This is a genomic window from Pararhizobium sp. LjRoot255, assembly GCF_964252905.1.
Lineage (GTDB): Bacteria > Pseudomonadota > Alphaproteobacteria > Rhizobiales > Rhizobiaceae > Pararhizobium.
In genome coordinates this window covers 556,711-577,185 of sequence record NZ_CAXUPQ020000002.1, presented here as the reverse complement: position 1 = coordinate 577,185, position 20,475 = coordinate 556,711, and the positions used below count along the sequence as shown (strand labels likewise).

Annotated in this window: 20 protein-coding genes, 1 pseudogene and 1 riboswitch; of the genes and pseudogenes, 12 read left to right on the top strand and 9 right to left on the bottom strand. The window is 61.8% G+C overall.

The window, feature by feature from the left end; all coding sequences use genetic code 11:
• Window positions 1–2: 2 nt before the first annotated feature.
• Together ACSQ2W_RS21805 and ACSQ2W_RS21800 are read left to right on the top strand one after the other, a co-directional pair.
• Window positions 3–2,378, top strand: coding sequence for a hypothetical protein (locus ACSQ2W_RS21805; RefSeq protein WP_436088279.1), 2,376 nt, complete (start codon window positions 3–5; stop codon window positions 2,376–2,378).
• A 37-nt stretch (window positions 2,379–2,415) separates the two neighbouring features.
• Window positions 2,416–3,675: a hypothetical protein gene (locus ACSQ2W_RS21800; RefSeq protein WP_436088278.1), complete on the top strand. Its 1,260-nt coding sequence runs from the start codon at window positions 2,416–2,418 to the stop codon at window positions 3,673–3,675.
• Window positions 3,676–3,718: 43 nt separating this feature from the next.
• Here the strand turns inward: ACSQ2W_RS21800 and ACSQ2W_RS21795 are convergent.
• Window positions 3,719–4,071 (bottom strand): annotated as a pseudogene (locus ACSQ2W_RS21795) (DUF4158 domain-containing protein); the annotation flags it as partial.
• Window positions 4,072–4,114: 43 nt separating this feature from the next.
• On the opposite strand from ACSQ2W_RS21795, the gene ACSQ2W_RS21790 reads away from it, so the two are divergent.
• Together ACSQ2W_RS21790 and ACSQ2W_RS21785 are read left to right on the top strand one after the other, a co-directional pair.
• A complete protein-coding gene (locus ACSQ2W_RS21790; protein ID WP_436088277.1) occupies window positions 4,115–4,594 on the top strand; it encodes a recombinase family protein in 480 nt (159 codons plus the stop codon).
• Between the two features lie 50 nt (window positions 4,595–4,644).
• Window positions 4,645–5,190, top strand: coding sequence for a DUF922 domain-containing Zn-dependent protease (locus ACSQ2W_RS21785; RefSeq protein ID WP_436088968.1), 546 nt, complete (start codon window positions 4,645–4,647; stop codon window positions 5,188–5,190).
• 28 nt (window positions 5,191–5,218) lie between these two features.
• On the opposite strand, the gene ACSQ2W_RS21780 is transcribed toward ACSQ2W_RS21785, so the two are convergent.
• Complete coding sequence (locus ACSQ2W_RS21780; RefSeq protein WP_436088276.1) at window positions 5,219–5,767, bottom strand: cupin domain-containing protein; 549 nt, start codon at window positions 5,765–5,767, stop codon at window positions 5,219–5,221.
• Window positions 5,768–5,909: 142 nt separating this feature from the next.
• On the opposite strand from ACSQ2W_RS21780, the gene ACSQ2W_RS21775 reads away from it, so the two are divergent.
• Window positions 5,910–7,247, top strand: a complete 1,338-nt coding sequence (locus tag ACSQ2W_RS21775) for an aspartate aminotransferase family protein (RefSeq protein ID WP_436088275.1) — start codon at window positions 5,910–5,912, stop codon at window positions 7,245–7,247.
• A gap of 230 nt (window positions 7,248–7,477) precedes the next feature.
• Window positions 7,478–8,011 carry a DUF992 domain-containing protein gene (locus tag ACSQ2W_RS21770; protein ID WP_436088274.1) on the top strand — a complete coding sequence of 178 codons (534 nt, stop codon included), beginning with the start codon at window positions 7,478–7,480 and terminating at the stop codon, window positions 8,009–8,011.
• Window positions 8,012–8,098: 87 nt separating this feature from the next.
• Here ACSQ2W_RS21770 and ACSQ2W_RS21765 read toward each other — a convergent pair whose 3' ends face one another.
• The 7 genes from ACSQ2W_RS21765 to thiC form a co-directional block, all read right to left on the bottom strand.
• Entirely contained in the window at window positions 8,099–8,593 is a 495-nt protein-coding gene (locus ACSQ2W_RS21765; RefSeq protein ID WP_436088273.1) for an acyl-CoA thioesterase, read from the bottom strand.
• Between the two features lie 264 nt (window positions 8,594–8,857).
• The gene (locus ACSQ2W_RS21760; RefSeq protein ID WP_436088272.1) at window positions 8,858–9,607 is read right to left on the bottom strand and encodes a hydroxymethylpyrimidine/phosphomethylpyrimidine kinase; all 750 of its coding nucleotides are present in this window, start codon (window positions 9,605–9,607) and stop codon (window positions 8,858–8,860) included.
• Window positions 9,608–9,617: 10 nt separating this feature from the next.
• Complete coding sequence (locus tag ACSQ2W_RS21755; RefSeq protein WP_436088271.1) at window positions 9,618–10,223, bottom strand: thiamine phosphate synthase; 606 nt, start codon at window positions 10,221–10,223, stop codon at window positions 9,618–9,620.
• Complete coding sequence (locus tag ACSQ2W_RS21750) at window positions 10,220–10,993, bottom strand: thiazole synthase (protein WP_436088270.1); 774 nt, start codon at window positions 10,991–10,993, stop codon at window positions 10,220–10,222. Before ACSQ2W_RS21750 ends, ACSQ2W_RS21755 begins: the two co-directional genes overlap by 4 nt.
• 2 nt (window positions 10,994–10,995) lie before the next feature.
• On the bottom strand, window positions 10,996–11,193 hold the full coding sequence (gene thiS, locus ACSQ2W_RS21745) for a sulfur carrier protein ThiS (protein WP_436088269.1): 198 nt from the start codon (window positions 11,191–11,193) through the stop codon (window positions 10,996–10,998).
• A complete protein-coding gene (gene thiO / locus ACSQ2W_RS21740; RefSeq protein WP_436088268.1) occupies window positions 11,190–12,248 on the bottom strand; it encodes a glycine oxidase ThiO in 1,059 nt (352 codons plus the stop codon). Before thiO ends, thiS begins: the two co-directional genes overlap by 4 nt.
• Window positions 12,249–12,250: 2 nt before the next feature.
• Window positions 12,251–14,086, bottom strand: coding sequence for a phosphomethylpyrimidine synthase ThiC (gene thiC, locus ACSQ2W_RS21735; RefSeq protein WP_436088267.1), 1,836 nt, complete (start codon window positions 14,084–14,086; stop codon window positions 12,251–12,253).
• Window positions 14,087–14,181: 95 nt separating this feature from the next.
• A riboswitch (TPP riboswitch) is annotated at window positions 14,182–14,320 on the bottom strand.
• Window positions 14,321–14,493: 173 nt separating this feature from the next.
• Between thiC and ACSQ2W_RS21730 the strand changes: the two genes are divergently transcribed.
• The 6 genes from ACSQ2W_RS21730 to ACSQ2W_RS21705 all read left to right on the top strand — a co-directional run bounded on the left by ACSQ2W_RS21730 (window position 14,494) and on the right by ACSQ2W_RS21705 (window position 20,401).
• Window positions 14,494–15,162, top strand: coding sequence for a GntR family transcriptional regulator (locus tag ACSQ2W_RS21730; RefSeq protein ID WP_436083311.1), 669 nt, complete (start codon window positions 14,494–14,496; stop codon window positions 15,160–15,162).
• 242 nt (window positions 15,163–15,404) lie between these two features.
• On the top strand, window positions 15,405–16,379 hold the full coding sequence (gene bioB / locus ACSQ2W_RS21725; protein WP_436088967.1) for a biotin synthase BioB: 975 nt from the start codon (window positions 15,405–15,407) through the stop codon (window positions 16,377–16,379).
• Entirely contained in the window at window positions 16,376–17,521 is a 1,146-nt protein-coding gene (locus ACSQ2W_RS21720) for an 8-amino-7-oxononanoate synthase (RefSeq protein WP_436088266.1), read from the top strand. Before bioB ends, ACSQ2W_RS21720 begins: the two co-directional genes overlap by 4 nt.
• On the top strand, window positions 17,521–18,153 hold the full coding sequence (gene bioD, locus ACSQ2W_RS21715; RefSeq protein WP_436088265.1) for a dethiobiotin synthase: 633 nt from the start codon (window positions 17,521–17,523) through the stop codon (window positions 18,151–18,153). The genes ACSQ2W_RS21720 and bioD overlap by 1 nt, the downstream gene beginning before the upstream one ends.
• Window positions 18,150–19,415, top strand: a complete 1,266-nt coding sequence (locus ACSQ2W_RS21710) for an adenosylmethionine--8-amino-7-oxononanoate transaminase (RefSeq protein ID WP_436088264.1) — start codon at window positions 18,150–18,152, stop codon at window positions 19,413–19,415. Before bioD ends, ACSQ2W_RS21710 begins: the two co-directional genes overlap by 4 nt.
• On the top strand, window positions 19,415–20,401 hold the full coding sequence (locus tag ACSQ2W_RS21705) for a beta-ketoacyl-ACP synthase III (protein ID WP_436088263.1): 987 nt from the start codon (window positions 19,415–19,417) through the stop codon (window positions 20,399–20,401). The genes ACSQ2W_RS21710 and ACSQ2W_RS21705 overlap by 1 nt, the downstream gene beginning before the upstream one ends.
• Window positions 20,402–20,475 lie beyond the last annotated feature (74 nt).

Sequence of the window (20,475 nt, the reverse complement as noted above, 5' to 3'; positions counted from 1 at the left end):
GCATGCCCCTGCGCCCCTCAGCTTTTACGATCCTGTCCCGGTACGTCGATTCCCGAGTGAACCCTGCCGCACTCACGCCGCTGCAAGCAGCGCCGGACTTTGACTGGGGCTTTGATCTGGACGTGCCGTGGGAGCGCTTGAGCATCTTTACGCGCCACCTCGGTAGTGCTGGGCCGCTTTCCCGCGTGCCGATCTTCGCGCTTGTCGAGTTCGGATTAACAGCCGACAGCGCGGCTGCGCTCGACGACGTCGAACTCGTGGAGAGCATCCGATTCCCGGCATTGCCATTGGGTGTGGTGGGTACGGATCATGTGGGTTACGGCTCGTTCGACCTCTGGCCCGTGCGCAACCTGACAGTGCTGCAGTCACTCAAGATGGCGCTCACCAATGCTGAGTTGCTGGAAGCTGGCAATCCGCGGCTGACGGTGCGTCTGACAAAGGTGCTCGTCTTGCCATACAAGGATCCGACGATTTCCTTCGAGGTATTGACCGAAGGGGATGTCGGGCCTGACTTCCTTTGCCTGCGCATGGATCTCGATGTGGTCATGCTTGCCGGGCGGGAGACCTGGCCAGCTATGCCTTCGATGCAAACGCCGAGCATCGACGATTGGCGGATGTCACCGGGATCGTTCTCGATGGCGGGCGCCATGTTGATTGGCGAGGATGGGTGCGAAACCCTGTTGCCGGCAAATCTGGCGACGAGGATGGTGCGGTTTCGTCAACTGATACGAACACCGTCAGAGGCCATGGCGAGCGGCCGCGGGGAGCCGCCCCGATTTTTCGAGCTACCCGGTTTCTCGGGGAAAATGCGTCTCGGCTTCAATGTCAACTATCAGTCGGAATGGTTTCCGGTCGGCCATTCTCTGGGACAGATCGCCTACAGCTTGCCCCTGGCGCCTGGCGAGAAGATGAAGATCGCGGTAGTGGATTGGGCGCGCCATGATGCGGCAAAGCGATCGGAACAGACGACCGAGAAAGAAGACCTGCAGCACGCCGCGCTTCGGGATCGCACACTGACCGAGGCGGTGCAGATGGTCGTCAAGGAGAGCCAGTCGGGCTCTTCGTTCATGGCGGGCGGCGCGTTGAGCGCCGGCGCGGGTATTCCTATCGGGCCGGTCAGTATGGGCGTCGGCGGCGCGTTTGGCGTCGGAGGAGCCTCGACTGACTCCGAGGGGATGCGGTCCGTTGTGGGCGACACGACGCAGAAGATCAGCGACGCTTTCCATCAGGCATCGAGTGCGCAGCGTGAATTGAACTCGACAGTGGTTGTGCAGGCGGATCAGGCTGAGGCAGCCGAGGCCCGAACGCGTATCGTTGCGAACTACAACCATAGCCACGCGCTGACGATTCTCTATTACGAAGTATTGCAGCACCATCGCGTGCTGACCAAGCCGGCGAGCGTGCGCCCGGCGATCTTCCTCAAACATGAGGCGACACCATTCGATTTTTCACTCTCCGCCGAGCCGGACTATACGCTGATAGAGCGCTATATGGGCGAGATCGCAGCCAATCTGCTCGATGAATCGCTGCGTGGTTGTCTGGAGGTGGTGAAAAAGCGCGCCTGTTTGAAAATCAATTTCGATCGCGAGAAAAAGAAGCGTGATGAGCAGGGCATGCCGAGCGATGACCACGAACTTGGTGAGTTCAGTTTCTGGGTGCTGAGCGGTGCGGTCGGGTCGGAGATGAACATCTACCTGCGCGTGATCCCGAAGGCGGGCGGGACGCCGATTGATTGCGTGTTCACCGATCTGTCAATTGTCGCGATAACCAATCAGTTCGACTCGAATGGGCAGGTCATCAGCCTTCCCGTCCCGACGATCCTGTCAAACTATTTTGTCAGTGCAGTCACTCCGCATCGGATTCGTCCAAATGAGGAGTTTCTCGCGACCGTTCGGCCCACACAGAAAATTCGTTGGGGAAATGTCGCAGCGATCGAAGTGACACAAACGATTGCGCCGGCACTTTCAATCGACGACGGCCGGCGGCCGGCCGACTGGAATGTGCAGAAGATGCGGTTCGTGACCGAACAAGGTGTAGACAAGTGGCAGATGTTCGACGGCACACCCGCTCCACCCAATGTGAAGTGGGATGGATCGACGCGGGCCAATGTCGTGCCATTCACGCGGCCGTTGATATCGGTGGACGATCTGCTCTCGAACGATGAACGGTGTTGTCTCGCGCGTCTTGTGAGCCATTTGAATAAGCACGCCGGGCACTACTGGCGCGCGATCTGGCTTGCCGAGATTCCCGCGGACCGGGCCGTGCGATTCGACGGATGGACGGTGAACGGAGTTCCCCTGCTTGACATCATCGATAACACCTTGCTCGCCGTCGATGGCGAGTACCTCGTGCTGCCCATTTCCGCCGGGGGCCAATGAGGCGCTCGACAGCGCCTTTGCAACTCGGAACCTCGGGATGTCGAATACCCCGTATCTCGAGTATGTCGAGCAGCTGTTGACGGTGCCGGCGCGCGGAGTGTTTGCCGAGGCGAAGCTCGGGCACTGCAATGCTTCGGAGTTCATCGATCCAAGCCGCTTTTGGGATTGGCAGACATCTCCGGTTCCCGATGACGCTCCTGATATCGCGCCTGCCAGCACCGACTCACGCTTCCAGGATCCCACGAAGGGCCTTGCGGCGACGCCGTTCCCAACGCCGATCGTGAATATCGTCAATCCGCAGAGCTTTCCGGATCCGACCGGATTCGGCGCCGCCTCGGGCGTGCTGTCGGCACTGGGACCGTTCCGCGATATGTCCGGGATCAAGGAGCTTGGCCCGTATCTCGAAACACTTTCAAACAACGCTACGCAGCTGGCGTCCCAAGGCATGAAGAACGCCCAGACGGCGGGGCTGATGAATACGATTCGGAGCACGAAGGAGTTGTCGCCGCAACAGCGTGCGGACCTGATGGGTGAGTTGTTGACGGGACAGGTTGCGCATCACAATGAGCCTACGCCGGAATCGAAGCCGGTTCCGACGCCAACACCAACACCAACACCAACACCAACACCGACCCCGATGCCAACGCCTGTACCGACACCCGTACCGAAGGGCGTGCCGAAGCAGGCCGATCCCAAGCCTCCGACCGTGCTGAGCCCGAAGACGCGCAGGCTGACCTTCACGTTTCTGTTCGACACGGGCCAGGAGATGTGGGGTAACTATCAGGTCGAACTGCAGGACACGCAGACCGGGAATCTGTACATTCCGAAGGGCGATCAGACCTACACGAATATCCTCTACGTCGACATCCCCTCGAGCGTGAAAGCCGGCGTGATCGTGCGCGTGCAGGGACAGGTGAAGCCGAATGCCATCATCGCGCCGTCGAACATCGAGCCGAAGACATGGTCCCTCGCGATTCAGCGCACCGAGCAGTTCGGGAACATGGACGGGGTGACCGGATTCAATGTGATTGGCCAGTCGAAGGAAGTGAATCTCGAACTCACAACCGAGACTGAAAATCAGCTAACGACGGCGACCTCCGACTCCGATGAGTTCGGTGTGACCGTGAAGGGCGGCGGCACCATTAAGGTCGTGGAGCTTGAAGCCGACGGCGCCTACAAACTGACGAAGAAATCGGATGTTACGACCATGGTGGGCGGAAAGGTAGTGACCGTGTCTAAATTCCTTGTGCGAACGCTCGATAAGCAGAAGCAGCCGAAGATCGAGGCCGTCAAATAGGGGAGCATGAGATCCTATGGGCAGTGGATATCCCCGCGCGAACTTTACCTTCGAAGGGTCGATATCCGTAGAACTGCTGCAATGCCGCCGAATGCTGATAGCGCGTTTCCGATCTGGCGCCGTACTAGGTGAGCTCTTCAGCCGGGACACCGAGTTGCGCATCGATGAAAGCCAACATCGAGGGCGGAATCAGTTCGCCTGGTTGCAAGAGACGGCCGGGGTATCGGAAGCGCAAAGCTGGAGAGCGAAGCCCAGTCGGTTTCGGCGACGGCGACGTTGTCTGATGTGACGCAGGTCGTCGTCACTCAATATGCAATGACGAAGCAGTGTCGGTTCGTCTGTCGGCAAATCGAACTTCTCACGCTGTCGTTCGCTCAGGATTGTGCGCCGTGGCATGCATGTGGTGTCCCCAACAATCGCCCTATCCACGAGGGTTCAATTGGCACAGCGCGCCGCCATCTACTGCCGGGTTTCGACCGTCGATCAGTCATGCGAGCGGCAGGAGCGCGACCTGATGGCATTTGCCGGTCGCGCCGGTTACGACATCGCTGCAAGCTTTAAGGAGACCGGTTTCGGTGCGAAGCTCGACCGCACCGAGCGCAAAAAAGTTATGGTGCTGGCGCAGTCGAGACAGATCGATGTCATCCTCGTGACCGAGCTTTCTCGATGGGGTCGCTCGACAATCGACCTCCTCAACACACTGCGCGAACTGGAAAGCTGGAAAGCTTCCGTCATCGTACCGCGTTTCGACCGTCAGGTGGGCCAGTTGATGCAGCGATGCGAGGCGCGACCGCACGGTCTCGCCGTCAGCCGGAAGACGACGATCGGCAATCGGCCACGTGCCCGATTGAACGTGCTGTTCGTCTCCTTTAGTCCTGATGACGAGGAAACGACAGTCTTTATGAGGGGGCGCGCGTGAAGCTGGATGTCCGAGTTTATTTGCTGGCGAGTTGTATCGCGTTCCTGCCGATGGACACGCGTGCGGAATGGCAGGCCGTCGAAAAGGTGGAGCCTTACGCTATTGCCGGGAAAACCGGCGCTGAGCTCTATGCCTCGATCGGAGAGCGGGGACCGAAGGTTGGCGGCTTGGCACGCGCCATCGCGCACACCAATTTCAAGCTGACCTGGACCAGGAAATACGAACCGCAAGGTGATGTTTGCGTACTCGTTTCGGCACGGCCGAAGCTCATCATCACCTACACCTTGCCCAAACCGGCTGATCAGTTGCCAGCCTCCACGAGGCGGGGCTGGGAGACCTTCATCACCGGGGTGCACAAGCACGAACTGGTACACGGCGATCATATCAAGGACATGGTAAAGAAGATCGAGGCTGCCACAGTCGGTCTAACGTCTCCCGGCGACCCCAACTGCCGCAAGATCAAGACCGAAATGACCAAGCGTCTTGGCGCGCTCTCACAGGCCCAAAGGCAGCAAAGTCGGGACTTCGACCGCATCGAACTCAGCAATGGCGGCAATATCCACCAGCTTATTCTGACATTGGTGAACGGACATTAGACGACGTCGTCGCACAAAATAAGACGTGTCAGAACGTTGGCGGCGTGCAGGCACTGATCACCTCGCATGCGACCGGTCCCACGCAGCGGAACCGGTGCGGCCGGCGGCTTTCGAAATAATAGGCGTCTCCCGGTCCGAGAATGCGCCGCTCATCATCTACGGTCACCTCCAGGCGCCCCGACAGAATAATCCCGCCTTCCTCGCCCTCATGGACGAGCGGAACCTTGCCGGTGTCGGACCCCGGCTGATAACACTCCTTGAGAATCTGCAGACTGCGTCCGAAAAGATTGTCGCCGATCTGCCGATAGGAGATCGGCCCCTTGCCGATCTCGGTGAGTTCATCGGAGCGGTAGAAGGCCTTGCGAGGCCGCTCCGGTTCGAAAGCGAAGAACTCGGCCAGGCCGATCGGAATGCCGTCGAGAATGCGCTTCAGCGCGCCGACGGATGGATTGGCGGAATTGGATTCGATCAGCGAGATCGTCGAGTTGGTCACGCCAGCCCGTTTTGCCAGCTCGCGCTGGGAGAGATTGCGCAGCATCCGCAGGTGCCTGAGGCGGCTGCCGATATCGACTGACATGGAGGTCCGTTTCTGTTGTTCGAAATACCGCAAATATAGATATATCGAACAAATAAATTCAATGGCTTGAACGAATACAGAAAAGGACTTGTTCGACCGAACAAATCATGGCGGCAATGGCCCGTCGCAAGGGAGATTTTCGATGGACGCACACACCAAACCAAACGCCCCGGTTCTTGACAGCTACTGGATGCCATTCACCGCCAACCGCCAATTCAAGGCGGCGCCGCGCCTTCTCGAATCGGCAGAAGGCATGCACTACACGTCGGCCGACGGCCGCAAGATCCTCGATGGCACCGCCGGACTATGGTGCGTCAACGCCGGCCACGGGCGACGCCAGATCGCGGCGGCAGTCGAGCGTCAGTTGACGACGCTCGACTATGCGCCATCGTTCCAGATGGGCCATCCGATCGCTTTCGATTTTGCCGAGCGGCTGGCGGAAATCGCGCCTGGCGGACGTGACAACCGGCTCGACCGGGTTTTCTTCACCGGCTCCGGCTCGGAATCGGTCGATACGGCGCTGAAGATCGCCATCGCCTACCAGCGCGCCATTGGCCAGGGCACGCGTACCCGCTTGATCGGGCGCGAGCGCGGCTATCACGGCGTCGGCTTCGGCGGGATTTCGGTCGGTGGTCTGGTCAACAACCGCCGCGTCTTCCCGCAGCTCGCCGGTTCCGACCATCTGCGCCACACGCATGATCTTTCTCGCAATGCCTACGTGAAGGGCCAGCCGGAGCACGGAGCGGAGCTTGCCGATGATCTTGAGCGCCTGGTTGCGCTTCACGGCGCAGAGACGATCGCGGCCTGCATCGTCGAGCCCGTGGCTGGTTCGACCGGCGTGCTCGTGCCGCCGAAGGGCTATCTCGACCGGCTGCGGGCGATCTGCGACCGCCACGGCATCCTCCTGATCTTCGACGAGGTCATCACCGGCTTCGGCCGTCTCGGCGCCCCCTTCGCCGCGGACTATTTCGGTGTCCGGCCAGATATCGTGACGGCCGCGAAAGGGCTGACCAACGGCGCCATTCCGATGGGCGCGGTCTTCACCAGCCGTGCCGTGCATGATGCGCTGATGCATGGGCCCGAAGGCCAGATCGAGCTTTTCCATGGCTATACCTATTCCGGTCACCCGGCGGCCTGCGCCGCGGGCCTTGCCACCCTGGACATCTACCGCGACGAGGGGCTTCTCACGCGGGCGGCCGAACTCGAAACCGCATGGCACGACGCCATGCACGCGTTGAAGGGCTTGCCGCATATCGTCGACATCCGCACGATCGGCCTGATTGCCGGCATCGAGCTTACCTCCCGCGACGGGGCGGTCGGCGCGCGCGCCTACGATGTCTTCGCCGATTGCTTCCACAATGGCCTGCTGATCCGGGTTACGGGCGACGTCATCGCCTTCTCGCCGCCCCTGATCATCGGGAAGGAACAGATCGGCGAGATCGTCTCCGTGCTTGGCGAAGCCCTGAAACGGGCCGCCTGATTGATGTGCGCGCAAGAGCGGCCGGCCTTCGGTCGCCCTGCGGTATCGTGCCTTCGAAATGCCCTATTGGCGGTTGAAGTGTGAATGGTCTGTTAACGTGTAGCCCATCCATGCTTCGACGCCGGCTGCGTCAAAAGCGCGTATGGGAACACCCTCCCGACACGATGCGTTATGCCATGGACCGAGTGCTGCTCGGCTTCGCATTGGGTGGGGTTTAGAAGGAAAAAACGATGAAAAAATCTGTCGCTATGATGCTTTTCGCCGTGTCAATAGGCGTAACCGGCGGAACCGCCGCCGGAGCGGCCGATCTGCGGGCCAACGATCCGGTCCCGGCCTATCAGGAATCGGACGTCCGTGGTGGCGTCAAGATCGGCTATCTCCAGTGCGATGTCGGCGGTGGCGCAGGTTACGTTCTGGGGTCGGCCAAAGACATTGACTGCGTTTTCCACTCGGCCATTGGCGAGGAGCGCACTGACCACTACACCGGTGCGGTCAGGAAAATGGGCATCGATCTCGGCTTCACAACCCGCAGCAAGCTGGTCTGGGCCGTCTTTGCGCCGACAGCAGGGTATCATCAGGGCTCGCTGAGCGGTCTCTATCAGGGTGCGAGCGCCGAGGCGACGGTCGGTGCCGGCGTCGGCGCCAACATTCTGGTCGGCGGCACGTCGGGTTCAATTCACCTCCAGACGGTCAGTGTCACGGGACAGATTGGCCTTAACCTCGCAGCGGGCGGCACGTCTGTAACCCTCGCTGCGGTGAACTGAGCGCTCGCCGACGTACGGCACTACATGATCAACGCATGGTTGCTCGGAGGCAGCCATGCGTTTTCTTTTCCCGATGTATGACACGGCCTACTCGTTATGGGTCGAGCCGGCGGCGCGAAAACGTTCCTCAAATTCGCGCCGCAGGCTGCGCCGTGTCTCGGCCGCACGCAGGCGGCGTTCCCGGATTTCATCGGCCGGCGTATAGGGCGGCACATTGGTTGGACGCCCCTCCGCATCGACGGCAACCATCGTGAAGTAGCAGGAATTGGTGTGCCGTCGCTCGCCGGTCCGGATATTCTCCGCCTCCACCCTTATGCCGACTTCCATCGAAGTCCGCCCGGCATAGTTGATCGAAGCGCGAAAGGTCACGAGTTCGCCGACGTGGATCGGTTGGCGAAAGACGACCTGATCGACCGACAAGGTCACTGCATATTCCTGCGAATATCGTGAGGCGCAGGAGTAAGCGACCCGGTCGAGGAGATTAAGGAGCGCCCCGCCATGGACCTTGCCGCTGAAATTCGCCATGTCGGGCGTCATCAGCACGACCATCTCGAGTTGGCTCGTGTCGTGACCGTCTTCCATGCTCAACCTCCAACTCCATTTGCCGCAGCGCCGATCTCGGAGGCAGGCGGTGCCCGCAACCCGGCGGCTCGCAATGTAGGCGAGATTGATAAGACGGGATAGGTCGTCAACGCTGAAGATCGGCAACAATATTCGGCAACGACATCCAACATTTCCATGAAAATAATCGTATTTAAAGCAAGAAACCGCCACGGACCTGCAAGAACGGATCGCTCTTAGTCATAGCCATGACCGCGCCGAGTGCTTGATCATCCAAGGTTCTGCCTAATGCCTGGAGTCGGCCAGTCTGTCATGAACAAAGGCCTTGGCGTCGCTGACGGCCGTGATCAGATCGTCTCCGCATGCCAGCCGCGCCGCTATCGCGCTTGCCAGCATGCAACCGGTCCCACGCATCAAGACGGCAAGGCGAGGCGCCCTGAAGAACTGAACGGTATGCCCCGCCTGAACGAGCATATCGACCGATTCCAGGCCATCGCCATGGCCTCCCTTGATGAGGACCGCTTGCGCCCCTACGGCGATCAGCTCTCGTGCCTGGGCGATTACAGCCTCCGATGGTTCGTGTCTCACCGCAGCTGTCAGACACGAAAGCTCCGGCAGGTTTGGCGTAATCAGCGCGCATTGCCGAAACAGCCGATGCAACGGAGCCTTCGCGTTCGGGGCAAGCAGCACGTCGCCCGAAGTGGACGCAAGAACGGGATCGAGCACCACGGGGATATCCGGATGGTCCTTCAGAACCGAAGCGACGGCCGTGATCGTCGCAGCTGTTGCCAGCATGCCGATCTTGATGGCATCGACCTGATTGGCTGTAAGTGCCGCACGCATCTGCTGGGCGACACGATCCGCCGGGATTTCATCCACATATTGAACGCCGTGATGGCTCTGGACGGTGACCGCGGTCACGGCCACCGATGCCTTCACACCAAACGCGGCCAGCGTCTCGATGTCACGGACGATGCCGGCGCCGCCCGAGGAATCCGAGCCGGCGACGACAAACACATGCGGCCTCTTCTTCATCGCCACCCCTTCATCGAAATTGCGCCGTCCGCTCGATCCATTCGCGCGTGCGCGCTTCCGGATCCGCATTGAGCGTGATGTCGGTGACGACGGCGGCACTGTCGGCGCCATGGGCAAAAACGCTGTCGATACGGTCGGTGTTGATGCCGCCGATGGCGACGAGCGGCAGGTTTCCGATGCGCGCCTTCCAGTTGCACAGCCTGTCGAGCCCCTGCGGTGCCCATTTCATCTTCTTCAGGATTGTCGGCCAGACCGGACCGAGCGCCACATAGTCTGGCGCTGCTGCGAGGGCGGTTTGGAGCTCCGTCTCGTCATGGGTCGAAAGCCCGAGCTTGATGCCGGCCGTGCGGATGGCGGCGAGATCGGCCGTGGCGAGATCCTCCTGGCCGAGATGAATGAAATTGCACCCCTCGTCGATCGCCAGCCGCCAGTGATCGTTGACGATAAGCTGGCAGCTGTGCCGCATGCAGACCGCTTTCGCGCGGCGGATGTCTTGGCGCAGTTCCGTCTCGGACCCCTCCTTCATGCGCAACTGCACGAGCTTTACGCCGAGCGGCACCAAGCGCTCGATCGAGTCGGCGTTGTCGACGATCAGGTAGAAAGGATCGAGCTTCATGAAAACACCGCCTTGCCGATGACCGGCGTTGAGGGCACCGCCATGTCGCGCGGTTCCAGCATGCCTGCCTGGAACGCGATACGGCCTACCTCGATCGCACCGGTAAAAGCCACAGCCATTGCCGCCGGATCGGCGGCGCCGGCGACGGCGGTGTTGAGCAGCACGGCATCAAAGCCGAGTTCCATCACAATGGTAGCATGGGAGGGCCGCCCGATGCCGGCATCGACGATCAGCGGGACGTCCGGGAAATGCGCTCGCATGCTGCGCAGGGCCGGCAGATTGATCGGCCCCATGGCCGATCCGATCGGCGCGCACCAGGGCATCAGCACCTCGCATCCCGCTTCCATGAGGCGTTCCGCCACAACGAGATCGTCGGTCGTATAGGGAAAGACCTTGAACCCTTCTCCGCTTAGGATGCGAGCCGCCTCGACAAGCGCGAACACATCGGGCTGCAGCGTATCATGGTTGCCAATCACCTCGAGCTTGATCCAGTCGGTGGCGAAGACATCACGTGCCATTTTCGCCGTGAGGACAGCCTCGGAGACGGTGTGGCAGCCGGCGGTGTTGGGCAAGACCTTTACGCCGAGCGTGCGGATCAACTCGAAGAAGACGCCACCCGTGCGGCTGCCGGCCGTTTCGCGGCGCAAAGAGACGGTGACGATATCGGTCTTCGACGCGCGAACTGCATCGCTAAGGATGGCAGGCGATGGGTAGCGCGCGGTTCCGAGAAGCAAACGGGAGGCGACTGTGGTTCCATAAAGCTCAAGCATGATCAGCCTCCTTGCATCGGCGACAGGATCTCGATGCGGTCGCGGTCGGCAAGGACGAAGCCTGGGCGGTCCTCGCGATGCACCAGTTCGCCGTTGACTGCTGTCGCCAGCCAGTCGCCCTCGTAGTCGAGGGAGGCGAGAAGGTCTGAAAGAACGGAAATGTCTGTCTGATGGTCTTCGCCATTGACGGTCAGTTTCATCGGTTTGCTCCAGTCTGAAGTGGAATGACGTGGGCGCGTTCGGGCGCGCGAAGCGTCGCCTCGACGCCAACGGACATCTGCCCGATGTCTCTTCGCAAGTCGCCTGTCATGTGGGCTGCAACGTCCCGTGCGATGGAAGGCGCCAGCAGAAATCCGTGGCGGTAGAAGCCGTTGATGCGGATGGTGCTGCCATCAATCTCAAAACGCGGCAGATTGTCCCGATACGCAGGGCGCACGCCGGCGCCGGTTTCGATCACGCGCGCCTCTCCGAAGGCCGGATGAAGCGTATAGGCGGCGTTCAGAAGCTCCATCAGCGACCGGGCGCTGATCGGCCCGGGATCGTCGGTCTCGATCATCGTTGCGCCGACCATGAAACGCCTGTCGCCACGCGGCACGAGGTAAAGCGGGATGCGTGGGTGCAGCAGCCGGACCGGACGCGACAGCCTCACATCCGATGTTTCCAGCATCAGCATTTCTCCGCGCACGCCGCGCAGTTTCACCGCTTGGTCGATAGCGCTTGCCCCGGTGCAATCGACGACACGGTCGAACCCGGCACCCGAAAAATCCGGCGCCGCTTCGAAATGGAACCGTACGCCGATCGCCCGCAGCTTGTCGTGGAGCGCAGCTATTGCCCGTCTCGGATCGAGATGCGCTTCCTGCCGAAAAAACAGCGCCTTGCGAAACCGCCCGGCAAGCTCCGGTTCGAGCGCTGTTATGTCATCCGCATCCAGCCAGTCGCACCCGCAGGTGCGGGCTGCAAAGCGGGCAAGCTCGCCGGTGTCGCGCGGCGGCGCGACAACCAGCGTGCCTTTGCGGATGACGTGGCCGGGCAGGGCCGCGTCCCACCAGTCGGCGGCAGTGCGCCCGAGCGCCAGTACGGTGTCAGGCGCACTTTCCCTTTCACACCATGGCGCGAGCATACCGCCGGCGAACCATGAAGCCCCGCCGCCGGCGCGTGCCGCCGTCTCTGCGATCTCGACATGGACCGCTCTCGCCTGCAGCTCGTGGGCAAGGGTAAGGCCGGCAACGCCGGCCCCCCTGATCAAGACGCGCATGGCTACTCTCCCGCGGGCGGAACGTTCCCATCGGCGCCAAGCGGCATATAGAGATCGCCGCCTGCCTGGAACTTCGCGGCCATCGCTTCCAGCCCCTCCTTCTGGGCCTCGGCGCGGATGTCATGCGATATGCGCATGGAGCAGAATTTCGGGCCACACATCGAGCAGAAATGCGCAACCTTGTGGGCTTCCTTCGGCAGGGTTTCGTCGTGGAAGGAGCGGGCCGTTTCCGGATCGAGCGACAGGTTGAACTGGTCCTCCCAGCGGAACTCGAAACGGGCCCGCGACAAAGCGTCGTCGCGCAGCTGCGCTGCCGGGTGCCCCTTGGCAAGGTCGGCGGCGTGAGCGGCGATCTTGTAGGTGATGACGCCGACCTTGACGTCATTACGGTCGGGCAGGCCGAGATGCTCCTTCGGCGTGACGTAGCAGAGCATGGCCGTGCCGAACCAGCCGATCATCGCGGCACCAATGCCCGAGGTGATGTGATCGTAGCCCGGCGCAATATCGGTCGTCAGCGGCCCGAGCGTATAGAACGGGGCCTCGCCGCAGACTTCCAACTGCTTGTCCATGTTCTCCTTGATCTTGTGCATCGGCACGTGGCCGGGGCCCTCGATCATCACCTGGCAATCCTTTGCCCAGGCGATCTGGGTCAGTTCGCCCAGCGTCTCCAGTTCGGCGAACTGCGCGGCGTCGTTGGCATCGGCGATCGAGCCGGGACGCAGGCCGTCACCGAGCGAGAAGGAGACGTCATAGGCGCGGCAGATGTCGCAGATTTCCTCGAAATGCTCGTAGAGGAAGCTTTCCTTGTGGTGATGCAGACACCACTTGGCCATGATCGAGCCGCCGCGCGAGACGATGCCGGTGACGCGGTTGACGGTGAGCGGGATATAGTGGAGCCGCACGCCGGCATGGATGGTGAAATAGTCGACGCCCTGCTCGGCCTGCTCGATCAGGGTGTCGCGGAAGACCTCCCAGGTGAGATCCTCGGCAATGCCGTTGACCTTTTCCAGTGCCTGATAGAGCGGCACCGTGCCGATCGGTACCGGCGAGTTGCGGATGATCCACTCGCGGATGTTGTGGATGTTGCGGCCGGTCGACAGGTCCATGACGGTATCGGCGCCCCAGCGCGCCGCCCAGACCATCTTCTCGACTTCCTCGGCCATTGACGAGGTAACGGCCGAATTGCCGATGTTGGCGTTGATCTTCACCAGGAAATTGCGGCCGATGATCATCGGTTCGGATTCGGGGTGATTGATGTTCGCGGGGATGATCGCCCGCCCGCGCGCAACTTCCTCGCGCACGAACTCGCCTGTGACGTGATCCGGGATGCGGGCACCAAAACTTTCGCCGTCACGAACAAGAGCCTCCTTAGCGGCCTTGCGCCCGAGATTTTCGCGGATGGCGATGTATTCCATTTCGGGGGTGATGATCCCGGCCCGCGCGTAGGCAAGCTGGGTGACGGCCTTGCCGTCCTTGGCCTTCAGCGGCCGGTTGCGGATAGGAAATTCCGGCGTCAACCGTTCGCCTGTGGCAAAGCCGTTGTCTTCGGGTTTGACATGCCGGCCCTCATACGCCGCGACGTCGCCGCGCGCCGTCACCCAGGCCTGGCGCAGTCGCGGCAGCCCGGCGTCGATCGAAACGGTGAGCGTGGAATCGGTGTAGGGGCCGGAGGAATCATAGACCATGACGGGCGGTTCGCCCGACGTTGGATGAAGCGCGATCTCACGCATCGGCACGCGGATGGCTGGATGCAGTTCGCCCGGAACATGGACTTTGCGGGAGGCCGGCAGCGGGCCGGTGGTGACAGTGGGAGTGAGGTTTTTTGCGGCAACATTCATGGTTGAGGCTCCAAATTTTAGGTTGGAGACCCAGTCCTTTAGAGCCGGAATGATGGAAAGACGCTGACACGAATCCGCAAGCGGAAAATCGAATCGTGGCAGCGCTTGCACCGTCCCTACGCCAGTATGAACTGGATCAGGTTCAACGGGTCACTGCGCTGCTTGAGGGCGGCAAGGCCACCTTTCGCGCCAGCAGAATCTCAGCCCCTTGTCGGGACCCCCCTGGTGAATGTGGTCAGTAAGGCATGGTTCTGGACGATGCGTCAAGGGCTGTTGGCGCGGCCGTTGGGATGGCACGGCAAGCGGCGACCGCCTCTTGTTTTGTGTGCGTGCGGCAAGCTGTGAAGACATTTAATGTTTTCAGTCTTTGTCTCGACAGCGCGTCTACGGCAAATTATCTATAAAAAATGACCTCGACGCACGAAGATACCATTGCCAGCCGCATCAGCCGCATCCTAGCCGATAGGATCGTGACCGGCGAACTCGATCCCGGCACGAAGCTGAGGCAGGATCATATTGCCGAGGAGTTCGGAACGAGCCATGTGCCCGTGCGCGAAGCCTTCCGCCGGCTGGAGGCGCAGGGGCTTGCCGTCAGCGAGCCGCGCCGCGGCGTGCGGGTCGCATCCTTCGATCTGAAGGAGGTTCGCGAAGTGGCGCAGATGCGGGCGGCGTTGGAAGTTCTGGCGCTTCGGCATGCGGCGCCGCACCTGACGCCATCGATCCTCGATCAGGCGGAAGAAGCGACGGTTGCCGGCGACAATTCCCGCGACGTTCGGTCCTGGGAGGAGGCCAACCGCCGTTTCCACAGTCTCATTCTTGCCCCTTGCGGCATGCCGCGCCTCTTGGCCTCGATCAACGATCTGCACGCTGCCAGCGCCCGCTTCCTGTTCGCCAGCTGGCGCTCGGAATGGGAAGTCCGTACCGACCATGACCATCGCGCGATCCTGACATTTCTGCGTCAGGGCAACGTCGAGAACGCCGCTGCCGTTCTCGAACGCCACGTGCAGTGGATCGGGCAAAAACCCGTGCGGAACGCTTCCGGGACGACGCGCGAGGCATTCGCGATCGTTGGCTGACCACCCGGTCCGCCGGTCCCGTCAGTGTTGCCTGACATGCGCCAGGAGCGTAACTCGTGTTGCGTCCTTAAACTCTCTCTGTGATTGTAATTTTATGGCCGGTCAACGAAAGGGCGCTTGCGTTCGATTGCGCCTCAATAAATTATAGATAATATCAAGTCTTATCTATACTGAGCTCACAAGCAGGCGCGACGAAAGGGAGTAGATCGATAATGTTGCACGAAAGCACAGCCGCAGACCGCATGGAAGCGCCCATCACCATCCCGATTGAATCGATATCTGTCGCTCAGGCAAAAATTATCTATAATTTGCCTTTCAATGATCTGCTGTTTCGGGCCCAGACCATTCACAGAGCGAATTTCGATCCCAACGCTGTGCAGATGAGCCGGCTCTTGTCGATCAAGACCGGCGGTTGCGCCGAGGATTGCGGCTATTGCAGCCAGTCGGCGCATTCTCCAACCGGCCTCAAGGCCTCCAAGCTGATGATGGTCGAACAGGTGGTCGCCGAAGCCCACAAGGCCAAGGCCGAAGGGGCCACCCGCTACTGCATGGGGGCCGCATGGCGCAGCCCGAAGGACCGCGACATCGACACGTTGCTTGCCATGGTCGCCGGCGTAAAGGCGCTCGGCATGGAGACCTGCATGACGCTCGGCATGCTCTCGCCGGCCCAGGCCAGCGCGCTGGCCGAGGCGGGCCTCGATTATTACAATCACAACATCGATACGTCGGAAGAGTTCTACTCGCAGATCATCACCACCCGCACCTTTGCCGACAGGCTGGAGACGTTGTCGAATGTGCGTGAAGCGGGCATGAAGGTCTGCGCCGGCGGTATCCTCGGCATGGGCGAAACGACGGATGACCGCATCTCCATGCTGGTGACACTCGCCAATCTCCAGCCAGCGCCCGAGAGCGTGCCGATCAACATGTTGATTCCGATTCCTGGTTCGCGGCTCGCCGATGCCGAACCGGTCGACCCGATCGAGTTCGTCCGGACCATCGCGCTCGCCCGCATCTTGATGCCGCGCACCCACGTCCGCCTGTCGGCAGGGCGCACGCAGATGAGCGACGAAATGCAGGCGCTCTGTTTCTTCGCCGGCGCCAATTCGATTTTTGCCGGCGATACACTGCTCACCACCGAGAATCCAGGCGAGGATCACGACACGGCGCTGTTCCGCCGCCTTGGTCTGAAGCCGATGGAACTGGAACCGGCTGAATGACGCCGACGCGGCTCGCGCGCTATGAAGCGACCCTGGCCGGGCTGGAGCGCAAGGAAAGGCTCCGGACCCTGATGGGGCGGGACGGCGCAGATTTCAGTTCGAACGACTATCTCGGCTTTGCCGGTTCGACGCGCCTGGCGATGGCGGTCACTGCTGCGCTTCAACGCGGTGTACCTGTCGGTGCCGGCGGCTCGCGCCTGCTGCGCGGCAACCACCCGGAACACGAGGCGCTGGAGGCGGAGGCTGCAGCCTTTTTCGGCGCCGGGCGCGTCCTTTATTTCAGCACCGGCTATGCCGCCAACGCGGCTCTTTTTTCAACCCTGCCGCAGCGCGGCGATCTCATCGTCCATGACGCCCTGGTGCATGCCAGTGCGCACGAGGGCATGCAGGCAAGCCGGGCGCTGGCGGTGCCGGCTCGGCACAATGATGTCGCGGCGTTCGAAGAGGCGATCATCCGCTGGCGACGCGACGGCGGAACCGGCCATCCGTGGATCGCCGTCGAAAGCCTCTATTCGATGGATGGCGATCGTGCGCCACTCGCCGCGCTTGCAGCACTTGCCGAACGGCATGACGGCTTTCTGGTGATCGACGAGGCCCATGCGACCGGCGTCTTTGGCACCAGTGGCCGTGGTCTCGCCGCTGACCTTGAGAACCGGAAGAATGTTATCGTGCTGCACACCTGCGGCAAGGCCCTCGGCGTCTCCGGGGCGCTGCTCGGCGCGAGCGCAACGCTTTGCGACTATCTGGTCAACCGGGCGCGCGGCTTCATTTATTCAACTGCGCCATCGCCGCTGATGGCGGCTGCCGTGCGTGAAGCCCTGCGAATGCTTGTGGATGAGCCGAAGCGGCGCGCGGATTTCGACGGATTGCGCGCCTTTGCCAACAAGGAACTTGCCGAAAAGCTCGGGATGGAGGGCAGTGGTTCGCAAATCCTGCCCGTGATCATCGGCGATAATGGCCGGGCCGTGCGGATCGCTGCGCGCATGCGGGTCGAAGGCTTCGACATCCGGGCCATTCGTCCGCCAACCGTTCCTGAAGGCACGGCACGGCTTAGGATCGCGATCACGCTCAACGTCGATGAGACGACGATTACACGCATGTTCACCCGGCTGGCGGCGATCATGGCGGAGGAGAAGCCGTGATGCGGTTCGTCGTGACCGGCACGGATACCGGCATTGGCAAGACGGTGTTTTCGGCGGCGCTGGCGGCGGCACTTGGCGGCTATTACTGGAAACCGGTGCAATCGGGGCTCGAGGAAGAAACGGACAGCCAGACCGTCAGCCGGTTGGGCTGCCTGCCGCCGGAACGCATTCTGTCGGAAGCCTATCGGCTTAAGACCCCCGCATCGCCGCATCTGGCGGCGCAACTCGATAACATCGAGATCGCGCCCGAGACCCTGACGCCGCCTCTGACCGATGCCCCCCTCATCATCGAGGGCGCCGGCGGCCTTTTGGTGCCGCTGACGGAACACCAAGTGTTCGCCGATGTCTTTGCGCGTTGGCGCATCCCCGTGATCCTCTGCGCACGCACGGGGCTCGGCACGATCAATCACACGCTGTTGTCGCTCGAAGCACTGCGCAACAGGTCCATCCCGATTTTCGGCGTAGCGTTCATTGGCAACGAAGCGGCCGAAACACAACGCATCATCGCTGCAATGGGGCAGGTGCGGGTTCTCGGCCGCCTGCCGCCGCTTGATCCACTGACGCCGGAGCGTCTGCAGCGGGCCTTTGGCAATTATTTCCCTCTTTCCTCCTTCCAGGAGAGGACGGCATGACCTCACCCGTCTGGCACCCGTTCACCCAGCATGGGCTGGAACCGCCGATGAAGCGCGTCGTACAAACGGACGGCGCCTGCCTGATCGAAGAAGACGGTTCGCGTATCCTCGATGCCATATCCTCCTGGTGGGTCATCACCCATGGTCACCGGCACCCTGCGATCATGAAGGCTATCCAGGCGGCATGCGAGACCTACGACCAGATCATCTTCGCCGAATACACGCATGAGCCCGCCGAGGACCTGGCGCGGGGCCTGGTGGAGATCGCTCCTGTCGGGCTCAAGCATGTCTTCTATTCAGACAGCGGCTCGACCTGCGTCGAAGTCGCGTTGAAAATGGCCCTCGGCTTCTTCCACAATTCCTGCGCGCCGCGCAGTCGCGTTGTGGTGCTGGAGCACGGCTATCATGGCGATACGATCGGCACGATGTCGGCGGGTGAACGCGGCGTCTTCAACCAGGCCTATGAGCCACTGCTGTTCGGCGTCGATCGCCTGCCGTTCCCGGCGCCCGGCCGTGAACAGGAAACGCTCGACGCCTTCGAGTTTTACTGCGCGACGGGTCAGGTGGCGGCGTTGTTGATCGAGCCGCTTGTTCTCGGGGCGGGCGGCATGCGCACCTATCCGGCATCCGTCCTCGCCGAGTTGAAGCGGATTGCCGAAAAACATGACGCCCTGATGATCGCCGACGAGGTGATGACCGGCTGGGGGCGCGCGGGCAGCCTGTTCGCCTGCGAGCAGGCCGGCGTGACGCCCGATATCCTCTGCACCTCCAAGGGGCTGACCGGCGGCGCCCTGCCGCTGGCCGCAACGCTGTGTACGGCCCGGATATTCGACGCACACCTTTCGACGGACCGCCGCCGGACCTTTTTTCATTCGAGTTCCTACACCGCCAATCCGATCGCCTGCGCTGCTGCGGTCGCCAATCTGACCGTGTGGAAGGACGAGCCAGTGCGCGAGCGCATCCTTTCGCTGCAGGAGATGCAACAGGAGCGACTTGCCCGTTTCCAGGACGATCTGCGCTTTACCGATATCCGCCAGGTCGGCACGATCACGGCTCTCGATCTGCGGGTGCCGGCAGGCGGCTATCTGTCGGACGTAGGTCCGCGGCTCAGGGCTTTCTTTCGCGAGCGAAGACTGCTGATCCGGCCGCTGGGAAACGTGATCTATCTGATGCCGCCTTATTGTGTGACCGCCGCCGAGCTCGACCGGGCCTATGACGCGATCGACGAAGCGGCCGCCTGTTTCGCGGCGGGACGGTTATGATGGGCGCGCGGTCGTCCCGGCTTGCCGGTTTCGGTCACTGTGTCCCCCGCCGGCGTGTCGAAAACGCTGAGATCGAGGAAAGGCTCGGCCTGGAGCCGGGCTGGATCGAACGCCGGACCGGGATCCGGGCGCGGCACTGGGCTGAACCGGACGATACGCTGTCTGGCCTTGCGGCAAGCGCAGGAGCGGCTGCCATTAAAAATGCCGGCATCGCCCCGGACGATATCGCGCTCACACTTCTCGCCACTTCGACGCCCGATCATCTGCTGCCGCCTTCCGCGCCGCTTCTGGCCCATCGTCTCGGCCTGGCCAATTCCGGTGCGATCGACCTCGCCGGTGCCTGCTCGGGCTTTCTCTATGCGCTGACGCTCGCCGACGGTTTTGTCCGGGCGCAGGGCCGGCCGGTACTGGTCGTTGCCGCCAACATATTGAGCCGCCGGATCAACCCGGCCGAACGGGCAAGCGCGGTGCTGTTTGCCGATGCTGCCGCCGCCGTCGTCCTGGTGCCGTCTCAGGATGTGGAAACGGGAATTCTCGGCGTCGACCTTGCCTCCGACGGCAGCCGCTACGACCTGATCTCGATTCCGGCGGGCGGCAGCAACCGGCCCTTTGCGGCGGACGTGGCAGCGAGTGAATGCCTGATGACGATGCGCGACGGGCGGGAGATGTTCGCGCAGGCGGTCGAAATGATGGGGCATTGTGGCGAACGGGCGCTCGCAAGGGCAGGGCTTTGCGCAGCCGATATCAGCCGCTTCGTTCCGCACCAGGCCAACGCGCGCATTTTCGATGCAGTTTGCAGCCACCTCCGCATAGAACCGGAAAAGACCGTTCGCACGATCATGGACTATGGAAACTCCTCCGCCGCAACGATCCCCCTTTCCCTTTCGCTGACCCATCAGACTGTGCCTCTTGGCCGGGGCGAAAAACTGCTGCTGACCGCAGCGGGCGCGGGATTGACGGGCGGTGCCTGTGTGATCGGGATTTGACGAGACGTTTTGTCAGCGGTGGAAAATTGCCTGCCCACGACGACAGCGGACCGATGGGACGGAATGCTCCAAAG